The organism is Clostridium sp. D43t1_170807_H7, assembly GCF_015555905.1.
Lineage (GTDB): Bacteria > Bacillota > Clostridia > Clostridiales > Clostridiaceae > Clostridium.
Genome location: NZ_JADNLK010000013.1, coordinates 1 through 15514 on the forward strand (window position 1 = coordinate 1; position 15514 = coordinate 15514).

The window sequence follows — 15514 nt, forward strand, 5'->3', positions numbered from 1 at the left end:
GGAATCGAACCGGTACGGTATCGCTACCGCAGGATTTTAAGTCCTGTGCGTCTGCCTGTTCCGCCACTTCAGCGTATTTTTCTTTGCCGTCATCTGACGACAAAATTAATTATATATGATGAACATAATACTGTCAACATTTTTTTCGCTTTTTTTTATATTTTTTTATATTTTTTTATAAACCCTAGTAAAATAGCCATTTCCAGCGGTCTTATTTCTGAAATTTCTCTATTAATTTTATGGTTAAAATCAATAAAATCAAAAAAATAAATAAAAAAAGAGAATGATAAATTCAAATATATCATCTCTCTCTTATATATAAAACTTATATTATGTCTAAAATCTAAAATCTAAAAACTCTTTCTTGATCTTGCTTTAAATTCTTGATGCTTTTTGAAGTCTTGTTGTCTTTCTTCACTATCTTTTAAGAATCTAGACATTATATCTTCAAAATTTGCTGGAGCAGCTTTCTTCTCAGTTTTCCATTCAATTTCTGCTGGTTTAACTGATTTTTTCTTAACATTAGCTTGCTTTATAGATAAGCTGATCTTTCCATTATCATCTATAGATATAACTTTTACCTTAACCTTATCTTGTTCATTAAGATGTTGTCTTATATCCTTAACAAAAGAATCTGCAACTTCTGAAATATGAACTAATCCTGTTTTACCTTCTATCTCTACGAAAGCTCCGAAGTTCGTAATATTTACCACTGTACCCTCTAATATGTTTCCTGCCATTAAGGTCATTTTACAAAGAATCCTCCTTAAAATTAAATAATCTATGTTATTAATAATAATAACCACATTAATAGAAATTTAAACTTAAACCAATACTATTCTGAATTGTTATCTGGAATAACTTGCTGCTCGCCTTCTTTTATTAGCCCTAATCTTTCTCTTGCTAACTTTTCTAAATATTCATTATTACTCTGAGCTCTATCTAGCTCTGCTTGCAACTTAATATTTTTTTCCTTCAACTCTTGTAATTCTTGAGTTTGAATAGCAATATCGTTCTTTATCCTTCTTAGTACAGTTAATTGCTTTATTAAGCATATACTAAAAACTCCTACAATTAAAACAACAATAATTCCCTTAAGGTTTATGTTTTTTTTCATAAATATCTAGTACCCTTCTTTTATATCATTCTATAAATATATTGTAAACACTCTACATATTTAATTCAAGATATTTTTTATACTAATTATTTTTCCCCGTAATATTATAAAATATAATTTTAAATGGATATATAATATTTTTGAAAATAATTCTAAACACTTTACCTACTCCATTAACTACTTCTAATTCAAATCTTATACACTTATTGCTAACAAATTTCATATATAACCCTAAGGATATCAACATGAATGTATAAACATATACTCCTAAGAATGCATAATTTGTGTAAAGGAGAAATGCAAAAATGATCATAGCAGCTAATACCCAAAACAACGTATCCTCTATTACTATTATAGCTTTTGGCACCTTGCTACCTCTAATTATTCTATATAAGTCAAACATTAAGCCGGTTAATATACCTGCCAATAATGCATACAATATAATGCTAAATTGTATATTAGTATCTAATGGCATAATAACCTCCTACTTGAAAAGCCTTCCTACTATGCTTTCCTTCTCTTTCTTTATTTCTTTTCCACTATAGACAATATAATATATTTCTCCATTTATCATTACATCGCCATTTTGTACATCTAATTTATTCATTTTTAAATTTAATCCCTTTATTGTTAGTGCTCCTAATTTAGTGTTAAGTAATATTTTTTCGTCATCAAAGCTAATAACCTCTTCTACTCCAGTTAATGTCATCTTCTTTCTATTTTCTAGTATAATGTTTCCTCTATTATCCTCAATTTTATTATCTATTTTTTTCTCCATTATCTATTCCTCCATATATTTCTTGATTAAATATATGAAGTATTTTAAAAAATTATTCTTGGTCTTCTACACCTTCTAAGATTTCATACATTTCCTTAGCATTTTCTTTTCTTACATGTTCTGCTATGTTTACTATTTTTGCCTTTAATTTTCTATTTGCAAATGTAATTTCAATTATATCTCCTTCTTTAACATCAGTTGATGGCTTTGCTACTTTATCATTAATAGATACTCTTCCACCTTCACAAGCTTCTTTTGCAACTGTTCTTCTTTTTATTATTCTTGAAACTTTTAAGTATTTATCTAATCTCATTTCTGTTTCCCCTTACATTCAAAGTATTTTTGTGTATCAAAAAGCCCGAGATAACTCGGGCTTAAATTTATAATTACTTATTAACTCTTTCTTTAAACTCTTTTCCTGCTTTAAATACTGGAACAGTTGAAGCTGGAATGTTTATAGTTTCTTTAGTTCTTGGGTTTCTTCCTTCTCTAGCTGCTCTTTCTCTAGTTTCAAAAGTACCAAATCCAACTAATTGAACTTTTTCTCCATTTTCTAAAGCTTCTTGAACTGAATCAATAAATGCCTTTAAAGCTGTTTCTGCATCTTTCTTTGTTAATTGGCTTTTTTCAGCCATGCTAGTAATTAATTCTGCTTTATTCACGATTTACATCCTCCTTAAATAAACAGTTAAAAATATTGTAGTTAACTATTTTTAATTATGTACTATAACTACATTACCTTATTATATATCCACTTTATAAAGTAGTCTATAGTAATATGGGTATTTTTCTATAAAAATATATTTATTACAACTTTTTCTTGTAGTATAGTCATTAATTTGTTATTCTCTTTAAAAATATTCTGCATAAACTTCAAAAATCCTTCTATTACTGCAGAAAATTCACTTTTTTTCTTTACTAATCGTACTTTTTAGAAGTTTCCCATAAACTATTCATTTCATCTAATGTAACACTTTTTAAATCTTTTCCTTGTTTTAATACATTATCTTCAATAAAGCCAAATCTTTTTATGAACTTTTTAGTTGATTTGGTTAATGCTTCTTCCTCATCTACATTTAATAATCTAGATACATTAACACAAGCAAATAATAAATCTCCAACTTCATTTATTATTTTTTCCATATTATTGGTTTTATATACATCTAATACTTCATTTATTTCTTCTTCAATCTTTTTAACTGCTTCATCCACACTTTCAAAATCAAACCCTACTTTGGCAACTTTCTTTTGCACTTTATGCGCTTTTGTTAAAGCTGGTAATGTTTTTGCTATTCCGTTTATTTCTTCAGTAAGTGTTTCATAACTTTTCTCTTTCTTTTTTAATTCATCCCAATTTGCCAATACTTCTTCTGAATTATTAGCAGTTGCATCTCCAAAAACATGCGGATGTCTATAAATCATCTTAGAAGTAATTGCTTCTATTACATCTGATATGTTAAAGTATCCATCTTCTTTTCCTATAATTGAATGGAATACAACTTGTAATAAAACATCTCCTAACTCTTCAATTAATCCATCTATATTATCATCTTCTATAGCCTCAATTACTTCATAAGCTTCTTCTAAAAGTGAATTCTTTATACTTTCATGAGTTTGTTCTCTATCCCACGCACATCCATTTTCACTTCTTAAAATTTCTATTGTATCAACTAAATCATAGAAATCTTTTTTGTTATTTATATCCTTAGGAATATATACAGAAGTTAAATAATCTATATCTTCTTGCATATCAAGTTCATATATTGGAATTTTTCTTATAGATTCTTCTCCTTCTATTCCTGCCGCTCTAACATAATAAATTTCAGTTTCATCATGATAATATTCTAGCAATTCAAGTTTAACTTCTGATGCTATTAATGGATTATACACTTGAGTTATTATAGTGCCAATTCTTTTATCTAAAATTTGATTTTTTATATCAAATGCATCTATAATCTTTAGTCCTTCTATAGGATCTATTTGTAATCTATCCATCATAGCATCTACAAAGCTAACTGCTGGTAATATTTTATACTCAATATTGTTTTTATTACATAAATTAATTAAATTTAAAACTGATCTTTCTGCAACTAAAGGATGACCTGGAACTGCATACACCAATTCTCCAGATATCTTATATTCTTCTATCATACTTCTAGCGATATTAGAATACACTTCATCAAAACTACTTCCTTCTTCATAATAATTATCACAAGTCTTAAAAGTTTCTAATCTATTCTTTAAATAATCAACTGTAGGATGCTTCTCCGTTCTAAAATATAAGTTTTTACTTCCTTGTAAAGCCTCAACAGCTCCTATAGTTAATGCATCTGGTGAACCTGGTCCTAATCCAACTATTTTTATCATATAGTACTCTCCTTACATCATTTTCTTGCTAATCTATTCTTTATTTCATCAACTTCAAATACTTTAAAGATTAAAATAGCTATCATATATATAATAATACCCATAAATATTGATAATAAGCAAGAAATACTATTACTATCTAACCTTTCCATAATAAAATTATAACTAAATAAAACTACAACTATCATTGCAACAGAAGCATAACCTGGCTTTACAAAAGAATCATATATACTTATTTTACATTTAGTTTTTGTTCTAAGTGCTATAAGATTTAATATAGTAACTACAATATATGCAGAAACACTTGCTATTACAGCTCCAAAGATATTTATTCTTGGGATAGGGACTAAAACCATTGTCAAAACAACCTTTATAATACATCCTATTATCAAGTTAATAACTGGTCTTATATAATGGTTAGTTGCTTGTAATATAGATGTAGTTGTTTGAGTTGTTATTACAAAAGGAATTGATATAGACAGATATCTTAATATTTCTACCCCTTCATATTTATCAAAAAACACCAATTTCATTATTGGACCTGCTAAACAAAACATTCCTAAGGTACATGGTAATGCTATTACAGCTGATAATTTCATTGCTATATTTATTTTGCTTTGCATTTCTTCTTTTCTGTTTAGTATATAATGCTCTGAAATTATTGGAATTAATGATGTACATATAGCCATGGATAATGTTAATGGTATATTTACTAACACAGCAGCCTTACCTGTAAGTTGTCCATATAATGCCGTAGCATTGGTAACTCCAGATTCTATTAGCTTTTGAGGAACTACAATAGAGTCTATTAAATTCATTATAGTTCCAACTGTAGCTCCTAAAGAAATAGGAATTGCCATTTTCAATATTTCATTTAATATATCTGTATTGGTTTTTATCTTTTTAATACCCATCTCTTTTCTTACTTTTATATATTTAATCCATAAATATATACATGCTATCATCGCACCACCAGCAGCTCCAAATGCAGCTCCACCTGCCGAATACTCTATTCCCTTTGGTAAAAGTATATAAGCTAGTCCAACTCCAATTACTACTCTACCTATTTGTTCTAATATTTGCGACGTTCCTGATGGAGTCATATTTTGTAATCCTTGAAAAAAGCCTCTAAATACATTAACGAAAGAAACCATCATAGGTGCGAAAGATATTCCTATTAATGCATAATATGATTTCATATCCCATTTCAAAAAATTAATTATAGGCTTTGCAAAAAAGAATAATATTAAAGATGTTCCAATACCTAATGTCATCATTAAATAAGATGATTCCTTAACAACTTCATAACCACCTTCAATATCACCCATTGCATTTTTTTCTGAAATCATTTTCGAAACTGCAACAGGTACTCCACTTGCCATAGCAACAAAAAACATATATAAAGGATAGGATAATTGATAATACCCTATTCCCTCATCACCTATTAGCATAATTAATGGCCATCTAAAGAAAAAACCTAACACTTTTGCTACCATTCCTGCTAATCCTAGAACCAAACTTCCCTTTATAAGAGATTGTTTCTTCATAAAATACCTCCAAACTTAAATTACTAACTACTACTAATTTTTATTTAAAGCTTAGAGGTATTATTACATATATTCTTTGTTTATTTTCTAAATATTGTAATACTAATTTAATAACTTATTGTTCCATTTGCTTTCCTAGGAAAGCGGCTGCAGTTTCTGCTAATTTTAATTGTAAATCGCCAAATTTTTCTCCAGTTTCTTTTGAAACAATAAGTACAGCTCCAATAGCATCTCCTTCTGTTATTATTGGTGCTATTACTTGGCTTGTATATTCTCCTTGGTCCTCGTCATTATGTAGCGGTATTGTTTTACCTTCTTCTGTTATTATAGAAGCTTTTCTACCATCCATAATTTCTTCTAGTTCTGAACTTATTTTTCTCTCAAAATAATCTTTTTTTGTTGCTCCACTTACAGATATAAAAGCATCTTTGTCCGCAATTAAAACAATATGACCAATTGATTGTTGTAAGCTTTCAGCATACTCCTTGGAGAAATCTGTTAATTCCCCAATAGGAGAATATTTTTTTAATATTACCCCACCTTCTCTATCTGTAAATATTTCTAATGGATCCCCTTCTCTAATTCTTAAAGTTCTTCTTATTTCTTTTGGTATAACTACTCTTCCTAAATCATCAATACGTCTAACTATTCCTGTCGCTTTCATTATTATGAGCTACCTCCTTGATTAGTTTATATAATTAACTGCAGTATTATTATTTGAACTATTAGAAATTTTATACACATATACCCAATATTTATCCTTTACTATTTATTGAGGAATTCTTTGAAGTCTATGGCAATAAAGCAAAAAAATTTTTAAATATAAATAAAAGGTTAAGCAAAACTTTAAATTTTGCTTAACCTTTTATTAAAAATTATAATCTATCTTCATATAACTTAACATTTAAGTCTTTTTTCCATTCTTCTAATGTTGAATTATATACTTCCTCTTGTTTTTCACTTAATAAAGTAGATTTTATACTATCTTTAACATCATCAAGTGGAGTTACCTTATCTTCTGTTTGAACACCTTCAACTTTAATTATATGGTAACCAAATGAACTTTTAACTGGTGCTGAAACTTCACCTTCTTTTAAAGTTTTGAATCCAGCTAAGAAATCTGTATCATAGCCTTCTTGCTCATTTTCAACATATCCTAAATCTTGAGAAACAGGTAGTGTTCCGCTTCCATTATTGTTAGATTCATATTGTGCATATATTTCATCAAATGTAGCTTCACCAGAATCAATTTTATTTTTAGCTGATTGTGCTTCTTCTTCAGTCTCAAATAAGATGTGCTTAGCATTTGCCCCAGCTTTAACTGTATACTTATCAATATTGTCATTATAATATTGTTCAACTTCTTCATCAGTTACAGTAACATCCTTTATGATAGCTTCTTTAACTTTGTCAGTTTTAACTAAATTTTCTATAAATGAATTAAATTTTTCATCTGACATTCCATAATATTCTAGAGCTTCTTTTAATCCTTCTTCTCCACCATATGCCTCTGTAAACTTAGCTTTTTCTTGTTCTATAGCAGTTGATAATTCTTCATCTGATGGGATATATCCAAGCTCTGTACCCTTAGTTATTAATACTTTATCGTCAACTAACTGTTGTAATACTTGTGTTCTAGCTGTTTTTAATTGTTCCTTTAAGCTATCATCAATGTTTTTTTCATAATCTTCGCCATATGTTTCTGTTAAATAGTCTATATCAGCTTGTAATTCACTATTAACATCAGCCATAGTAATTTTATCATTCCCAACCTTTGCTAAAACAGTTTTTTGTATAGCCTCTGGAGTCTTTTCTATCATTTTACATCCTGTTATAGAAAAAGCCATTGTAGTTATAGCTGCAGCTATCACTATATTTTTTATTTTTCTCAATTCATTTCCCTCACTTTACTTAAATAATAATTTGTTACATAAATTAGTATATCAGTAATATCCTTTTTATTCAAATTTTACTGTCTATTTTTTACGTGAATTTTCAATTAATTCCTTAAGAAGCTCTTTATAAAAATTCAACATTTCCTCTCTCTTTATAGTGTTAATTCTTACAGCAAAAAATGGCGTTTCTCCAAAATATAAAACTACATTATCTTTATATTTACTTAAAAGGACCCTATATACTTTATTAACATTTTTAAATCCTTTCTGGAATTTAAATCTTATTTCTTTTTGATTTTCTTTTATCTCTTCAATTAAAAGTATCTTAGCTAAACTCTTAATATATGCTATATCCATTAAATTATAAACGGCTTCTGGAATACTAGAGTATCTATCCTCTAATTCTTCTTTTATCTCAGTATAATCATCCATATTTTCAATTGCTGCTATCTTCTTGTAAACCTCTATTTTTTGTATTTCATCTTCAATATATGAAGCTGGAATATATGCATCCATTTTTATATCAACAGTAGTTTCAATAGGCTCTTGCTCTATTTCACCTTTGATTAACTTAACAGTATCTTCTAACATTCTACAGTATAAATCATATCCTATAGCAGCCATATGTCCATGTTGAGATGAGCCCATCATATTTCCCGCTCCTCTTATTTCTAAATCTCTCATGGCTATTTTAAATCCAGAACCAAGCTCTGTAAAATCTTTTAAAGCTTTTAATCTCTTTTCAGCAACTTCAGTTAATACCTTATCTTTAGTATACATAAAGTAAGCATAAGCTATTTTATTAGAACGTCCAACTCTTCCTCTTAATTGATATAATTGCGATAATCCCATTTTATCTGCATTATTTACTATCATTGTATTTACATTTGGTATATCAATACCTGTTTCTATAATAGTTGTACATACTAAAACGTCATATTCTTTTTGCATAAAATTAATCATTTCGGCTTCCAACTCTTTCTCTGTCATCTGCCCATGAATGATTCCAACTTTACATTCAGGAACTAACTCCCTTATATAATTGGCCATACTTTGTATACTTTCTACTCTGTTATAAACAAAATAAACTTGCCCACCTCTTCCAACTTCTCTTAAAATTGCATCTCTAATAAGTTGGTCATTTTGCTCTACAACATATGTTTGAATAGGGTATCTTTCCTCTGGTGGAGTTTCTATAACTGATATATCTCTAACCCCTGTAAGTGACATATGAAGAGTTCTTGGAATTGGTGTTGCACTCAATGTAAGTACATCTATATTTTTCTTTAAAGATTTTATTTTTTCCTTTTGAGCAACTCCAAATCTTTGCTCCTCATCTACTATTAATAATCCTAAATCTTTAAATGCAATATCCTTTGATACCAATCTATGAGTTCCTATTAAGATATCTACATTTCCTTCTTTTAAAGCTTGCAAAGTAGCCTTTTGTTGCTTTGCAGTTCTAAATCTACTAATCATGTCTATTTTAACTGGGAAGTCCGAAAATCTCTTTTTTAAATTTTTATAATGTTGTTCAGCTAATATAGTTGTTGGTACAAGAAATGCAACCTGTTTTCCATCCATAACAGCCTTAAAAGCAGCTCTTATAGCTACCTCTGTTTTACCATATCCAACATCTCCACAAAGCAATCTATCCATTGGCTTATCTGATTCCATATCATGCTTTATCTCTTCTAATGATGATAATTGATCAGGCGTTTCTTCATATGGGAACTCATCTTCAAATTGTCTTTGCCATTCTGTATCTTTAGAATATTTATACCCTTTTAATGCTGCTCTAGCTGCATATAACTTTACTAAATCTTCAGCAATCTCATTAATTGATTTTCTAACCTTAGCCTTAGCTTTTTGCCACTCATTTCCACCCAATTTATTAATCTTAGGTGTCTTTCCTTCACTTCCTATATATTTTTGAACTAAATCTAATTGATCCACCGGAACATAAAGCTTATCGCCCTTATCATATACAATATCTAAGTAATCTCTCGTATTACCAGCTATGTCAATTTGTTTAATTCCTTTAAATACACCTATCCCATGATTTGCATGTACTACATAATCTCCTGGTTTTAACTCTGCAAAGCTAGTTATCTTTCCTACACCCTTTTTCTTATTTGTCTTTTTAGGCAGGGACTTTTTAGCTTCACCAAATACCTCTTTATCAGATATTACACATATCTTTAAATCAGGATACTCAAACCCTTTCATTAAATTTCCAAATGTAACTACCGCTTGACCTAATTCAATATTATTTACTTCATCCTTATAAACACTTTCAACATCTCTATCTCTAAGTGTTTTTACCAATCTTTCTCCTCTAGTTCTAGTACCTGCTAATATTAAAGTTCTAAATCCCTTTGCTTTTCTTGATTTTATATCTTCAATGAGTAAATCTAATTGTCCATTATAATTATTTGATGTAATTTGATTTAATTCTATGCTAGTTAACGGAAATAGAATATCTGCTCTTGTATCAAATGTATTCAATGTTATAACATCAGACTTTTCTAATCGAATCAATAATTCTTCTTTATCTATTAATAATTTATTTTGAGAAGGTAATATATCACCTCTTTGAAGAAAAGCTAAATAATTTTCATTAAACTCATAATATATACTTTCAATTTTCCCCTGACATCTCTTTAAATCATCAATTATAAATGTATATCCTTCTAAATAATCAAAAAATGATTCCATTTCTTTATAAAAGAAAGGTAAATAACTATCAATAGTTTCAAATGTTGAAGTTTCATTCAACATTTCTAGATTTTTATTAACTATTCCTCTTATTTTATCAATTTGTTCATTATTTTTCTTATTTGATTTTTCAATTATTGAATCAAGCTCACTAATTATTTTATCATTGGCACTTTTTTTTGCCTCTTCATCGACTATTACTTCTTTTGCTGGGAAAATTTCCACAAATTCAACCTTTTCAATACTTCTTTGGGATTCTATATTAAAAGTTCTAATAGAATCTATCTCATCTCCAAAAAGCTCAATTCTATATGGATAAACAGCTATAGGAGGGAAAACATCTAGTATCCCTCCTCTGAATGAAAATTCGCCCTTACCTTCTACTACCTCAACTCTTTCATATCCACACTCAATTAACTTTTTCGAAATTTCTTTTAAATCTACTTCATCGCCATTCTTTATACTAATGCTATAATTTAAGTATTTTTCTCGAGGTGTATATAATGAGGTCATTGCATCAATTGATGTAACTATTATTTTTTTATTTTTATTATTAAGTATTTCTTTTATTACTTTTAACCTTGCCCATCTAAGATCTCCTGAAATCGCATCAACATTATAAAACACAACTTCTCTTATAGGTAAAAAGTATACATTAGTAGAGTAAAGATTCAAATCTTCATATAAATTTTTAGCCTCAATTTCATTATGTGTTACTATAACTAACGAATTATCTATCTCATTAAATATTCCATCTATTATATAACTTTTTCCTGAATCTGATAATCCAGATATATTTATTGGAAACTTTTTATTTTTTATACTATTTATCACCGTAATAAATTTGTCATTTTCCTGTAAGGGTTGTAATAGCCCTTGTAATCTCATTTTATCACCTTCCATAACTTCTCTTTAACTTTCTTTACATGCATTAAATCCATTTAACTTATTCATTGCTTCTTTAGCATCTGACTTTATCATTATACTTACCGCATCACTAGATGCCTTTATTGTTTCTCTTAAAATTTCAATCTCATCTTCACTAAATTTCCCTAATACATGCGAAACTAAATTTCCCTTTGGTGCTCCTACACCTATTTTAACTCTTGGAAATACATCAGTACCTAAGTTAGCTATGATACTTTTTATTCCATTGTGTCCACCATGACTACCTTTTTCTCTTATTCTTAATCTTCCTACTTCCAAACTAATATCATCATAAATTACAATTACTTCTTCATTGGATATTTTATAAAAGTTAATTACTTCTCTAATACTTTCTCCACTTAAGTTCATATACGTAGTTGGCTTTAATAGAATTACCTTCTTTCCGTCTATAAATCCTTCGCCAAACACACCTTTAAATTTTATCCTATTTAATTCTATATTATACTTATCAGCTATATAATCTACTGCTGCAAATCCTATATTGTGTCTTGTCCCGTCATATTCTTTCCCCGGATTTCCTAATCCAACTATTAAAAACATTCTTTATTCCTCCGTTACTTTTAAAGTGACTATTTTATATTATACCATTTTTTTCAATAATAAAAGTTTTTTATTATTATATTGTTAAACACATTATTCATTTTCATTCCTAGGTGTAAGTTCGACTAGCTAAATTGAAAATTTAGACTCTCACTTATGAAACACACTACTGATTTTAAAGCAAAAATTTAGACCAACTCTTAATTAGAATTAGTCTAAATTGCTTTATGTTAATATTTTGATATCTACATGCTTCATTTCTCCATCGCTTAAAACCTTACAATGTAGTATATCATCCTTTTTCTTATCTTGTAACAATTGTATTAAATCATCAACATTCACAACTTCATATCCATCTATTTCTATAATAATGTCTGTAGGTTTAATCCCAGCTAGATACGCGTTTCCGTTCTTATCTAGTTCTTGTATATAAAATCCATTAAAATCTCTTGTTTCATCAACAACTACTCCACCATCAATTATTCCTAAAAGTCTCTTAAATGCATTTGTTGAATTAATCATATCTTGAAGTTCTTCCATCTGTAGTCCATAATAAAGCCCATCTTCATTTCGTTCATTAGTAATAGATAAATCGGCAATTCCAACTAATTCTCCTTTAGAATTACAAATTGCACCTCCTGTATTTTTTTCATTTATAAGTGCATTTATTTGTAAAAGTGATTGGCTTTTTCCTTCTTCTATATTTAGCTTTTCATTTTTTGATGTAATAATACCTGGAATTGAGCTTCCTATATATTCATCACCTATCGCATTTCCTAATACAACTATTCCTTGCCCTTCCTTTATACTATCCGGATCTGCTATTTTTATAGCTTGTAATTCTCCATCAAATTCTATTTTTATTATTGCTAAATTTCTATCTTCATCTTCAACTAATATTCGTGCTTCTATTGGCATTGCTGCTACTGATGGTAACTTTACATATATTTTGCTTTTTTCTTTAATTGAAGAATAATTCGTTAATATTACTCCACTTGAATCTATTATAATTCCAGTTGTATTTCCTTCAAAATACTCATCTTCAGTAAGTTTTTCTTCTGAATCACTAATACTAACTAATGATTGTGATACTTCTTTTATAACTTTTGTATAATCTAATATAACCATATCTGCACTTTCTTTAATTTCTTTAATTTGCTGCATGGCTCCACCATACTTATTTCTAATGCTTATATTAGCTAAAATCGAGCCTAAAAATCCTGCTATGACTACGTACAGAATTATCTTAACCCCAAATTTAACTCTTGCTTTAGTACTATTTTTCTTTTCAAAAATTATATTAGATATCCTATCTTGTGGAGTATTTGATATTCTTCTTTTTATATTTTCTCTATTATTCATATCCACCTCTTACTATTGAAATATTGTATACCTTGAATTAATCTCAATATTTCTATATCACATAGTAAAATCTAATTTTTTATATTAAATTATGACGCATTCCTTTAGTTATTTCGTTGTAATGTAAATATAAACCTTACACCCTTATCTTCTACATTTTCTACCCATATATCTTGATTATGTTGTGATAATATTAATCTTACTATAGGTAATCCTAATCCTGTACTAATTTTATTAGTTCTTGATTTATCACTCTTATAAAATCTATCCCAAATATGATTTAGATCATGTTCTGAAAGAATATCACCTGAATTAAATATACTTACGAATATTTTTTCACTTTTTGTTGATATATTGACTTCTATTTGTCCATTATCTTCACTATATTTAATAGCATTTTCAAGTAAATTGGTCATAACTTGAAGTATCCTATCTCTATCACCTATTGCAAAGCATCTTTTTTCATGAAATGTTGCTTTAACATTTAAGCCTTTTGTCTGTATCTTACTTTCTAAATTTAATATACACAGACTTACCGTTTGATTAATATCAAACTCAGAAATATGTAAATTAAACTTTCCTGATTCCATAGCTGAAATATCTAATAAATCATTAACAAGTCTAGCTAATCTATCTATTTCATCATAAACTATTTTTAAATAATAATTTTCTTTATCTCTAGGAATAACTCCATCTAATATTCCCCCAATAAAGCCTTTTATTGAAGTTATAGGCGAACGTAATTCATGAGAAACATTTGAAATAAATTCTTTTCTAATATTATCAGATTCCTCAATAGATTGTGCCATTCTATTAAATGATTGAGCCAATTCTCCAATCTCATTGTTTCCAACAACTTTTACTCTTTCTTGTACATCACCTTTAGCTAGTCTTTTCGCAGCATTATTGATTTGTTCTATTGGCTCTACTACTAATAATTGAGCAAAATATTTTACAATTGCCGCTGCAACTATTACTGCTAATACAACAGATATCCATATTATAATTATTGTACGCTTTTCATTTACAGGATCATTTTCAATCATTATTATATAACCATCTAATTGTTTATTTGAATAAATAGGTTTAATAAATGCATCTACTTTTGAATCCTTTGTATCATCTATTGAAATTTTCTTATAAATCATTTCTCCATCAGTAGGCATTTTAGTGCTAGTTATATCTATATTAGTATATTTAAGTTCACTATATTCACTACTAGATACCATATAGATATATCCTAATCTATCTAATATAATTCCATCCATATTATTAGTTAAACAAGCTATCTTTAATAACCTATTAACTTCATCATAGGTACCTTCTTGGTATTTTAAATAACTACCTACTGATTCTGAAACAACATCTAATTGTTTGTTTAGTGTATCTACAAGTTCATTGTGGCTAATTCTATAAAACCCTATACTTAATACTAATCCAACAAGTATTAATAATCCTCCTGTTATTGAAGAAAAAGTAATTATTAACTTTCGTACTATACTATTTTTCTTCACCTATCTCACCTCAAATTTATAACCAACACCCCATACTGTTTGAAGTTCCCAACTTTCCCCGCCTTTAACCTTTTCTCTTAGTCTTTTTATATGAACATCAACAGTTCTTGAATCTCCTGGATAATCATAGCCCCATACTTCATACATAAGTTGTTCTCTAGTAAAAACTTTATTAGGATTACTTGCCATAAAATAAAGTAACTCTAATTCCTTAGGTGCTAATTTCACAGTACTTCCTTTATATGTTACCTCATATGCTCCAATATCAATTATTAAATCTGAATATTTTATTATATCCTTTGATTGATTATCAACTACATATCTTCTTGTTACAGCTTTAACTCTTGCTAATAATTCTTTAGGATCAAATGGTTTTACCATATAATCATCAGCCCCTAACTCTAATGCAAGTACCTTATCAAAAACTTCACCCTTAGCTGTTAACATTATTACTGGAATATCGCTACTTTTTCTTATATATTTAAGAACCTCTATTCCATCCCTTCCTGGTAACATTACATCTAATATTACTAATCCAATATCTTCTGTTGACACTATATTGCAAGCATCATTCCCATTAAAACATTTCTTAGTACTATATCCTCCACTTTTTAAATACATATCTATAAGTTCGTTAATGTGAGCATCATCATCTACAATTAAAACTTTTCCTAATTTATCTTCCATCTTTTATTCACCTTCCTTATTTACTATTTTATACTATATTT

16 protein-coding genes are annotated in these 15514 nt (G+C 28.3%); 1 reads left to right on the forward strand and 15 read right to left on the reverse strand.

Annotation, left to right across the window (positions count from 1 at the left end; genetic code table 11):
* Nucleotides 1-270: hypothetical protein (locus I2E98_RS15865; protein ID WP_207737595.1), on the forward strand; the 270-nt coding region annotated here is incomplete at its 5' end.
* 80 nt (nt 271-350) lie between these two features.
* On the opposite strand, the gene I2E98_RS09710 is transcribed toward I2E98_RS15865, so the two are convergent.
* From I2E98_RS09710 to I2E98_RS09780, 15 genes are all read right to left on the reverse strand, one after another.
* Nucleotides 351-749, reverse strand: a complete 399-nt coding sequence (locus I2E98_RS09710) for a S1 domain-containing RNA-binding protein (protein ID WP_133014606.1) — start codon at nt 747-749, stop codon at nt 351-353.
* Between the two features lie 86 nt (nt 750-835).
* Nucleotides 836-1117 (reverse strand): septum formation initiator family protein, encoded by a 282-nt coding sequence (locus I2E98_RS09715; protein WP_195468723.1) that lies wholly within the window; start codon nt 1115-1117, stop codon nt 836-838.
* Nucleotides 1118-1199: 82 nt separating this feature from the next.
* A complete protein-coding gene (gene yabQ / locus I2E98_RS09720) occupies nt 1200-1592 on the reverse strand; it encodes a spore cortex biosynthesis protein YabQ (RefSeq protein WP_195468724.1) in 393 nt (130 codons plus the stop codon).
* Nucleotides 1593-1601: 9 nt separating this feature from the next.
* Nucleotides 1602-1895 carry a sporulation protein YabP gene (gene yabP, locus I2E98_RS09725; protein ID WP_195468725.1) on the reverse strand — a complete coding sequence of 98 codons (294 nt, stop codon included), beginning with the start codon at nt 1893-1895 and terminating at the stop codon, nt 1602-1604.
* 52 nt (nt 1896-1947) lie between these two features.
* The gene (locus I2E98_RS09730; protein ID WP_195468726.1) at nt 1948-2208 is read right to left on the reverse strand and encodes an RNA-binding S4 domain-containing protein; all 261 of its coding nucleotides are present in this window, start codon (nt 2206-2208) and stop codon (nt 1948-1950) included.
* Between the two features lie 73 nt (nt 2209-2281).
* The gene (locus I2E98_RS09735) at nt 2282-2557 is read right to left on the reverse strand and encodes an HU family DNA-binding protein (protein ID WP_042400053.1); all 276 of its coding nucleotides are present in this window, start codon (nt 2555-2557) and stop codon (nt 2282-2284) included.
* A gap of 256 nt (nt 2558-2813) precedes the next feature.
* Nucleotides 2814-4262, reverse strand: coding sequence for a nucleoside triphosphate pyrophosphohydrolase (gene mazG, locus I2E98_RS09740; protein WP_195468727.1), 1449 nt, complete (start codon nt 4260-4262; stop codon nt 2814-2816).
* A 17-nt stretch (nt 4263-4279) separates the two neighbouring features.
* A complete protein-coding gene (locus tag I2E98_RS09745) occupies nt 4280-5809 on the reverse strand; it encodes a polysaccharide biosynthesis protein (protein WP_195468728.1) in 1530 nt (509 codons plus the stop codon).
* A 115-nt stretch (nt 5810-5924) separates the two neighbouring features.
* On the reverse strand, nt 5925-6473 hold the full coding sequence (gene spoVT / locus I2E98_RS09750; RefSeq protein ID WP_195468729.1) for a stage V sporulation protein T: 549 nt from the start codon (nt 6471-6473) through the stop codon (nt 5925-5927).
* A 211-nt stretch (nt 6474-6684) separates the two neighbouring features.
* Nucleotides 6685-7701, reverse strand: coding sequence for a peptidylprolyl isomerase (locus tag I2E98_RS09755; RefSeq protein ID WP_195468730.1), 1017 nt, complete (start codon nt 7699-7701; stop codon nt 6685-6687).
* Nucleotides 7702-7785: 84 nt separating this feature from the next.
* A complete protein-coding gene (gene mfd / locus I2E98_RS09760) occupies nt 7786-11310 on the reverse strand; it encodes a transcription-repair coupling factor (protein WP_195468802.1) in 3525 nt (1174 codons plus the stop codon).
* Nucleotides 11311-11334: 24 nt separating this feature from the next.
* A complete protein-coding gene (pth, locus tag I2E98_RS09765) occupies nt 11335-11910 on the reverse strand; it encodes an aminoacyl-tRNA hydrolase (RefSeq protein ID WP_195468731.1) in 576 nt (191 codons plus the stop codon).
* Nucleotides 11911-12135: 225 nt separating this feature from the next.
* Nucleotides 12136-13272, reverse strand: coding sequence for a S1C family serine protease (locus tag I2E98_RS09770; RefSeq protein ID WP_195468732.1), 1137 nt, complete (start codon nt 13270-13272; stop codon nt 12136-12138).
* Between the two features lie 104 nt (nt 13273-13376).
* The gene (locus I2E98_RS09775; RefSeq protein WP_195468733.1) at nt 13377-14786 is read right to left on the reverse strand and encodes a HAMP domain-containing sensor histidine kinase; all 1410 of its coding nucleotides are present in this window, start codon (nt 14784-14786) and stop codon (nt 13377-13379) included.
* Nucleotides 14787-15473 carry a response regulator transcription factor gene (locus I2E98_RS09780; protein WP_195468734.1) on the reverse strand — a complete coding sequence of 229 codons (687 nt, stop codon included), beginning with the start codon at nt 15471-15473 and terminating at the stop codon, nt 14787-14789.
* Between the last annotated feature and the right edge of the window lie 41 nt (nt 15474-15514).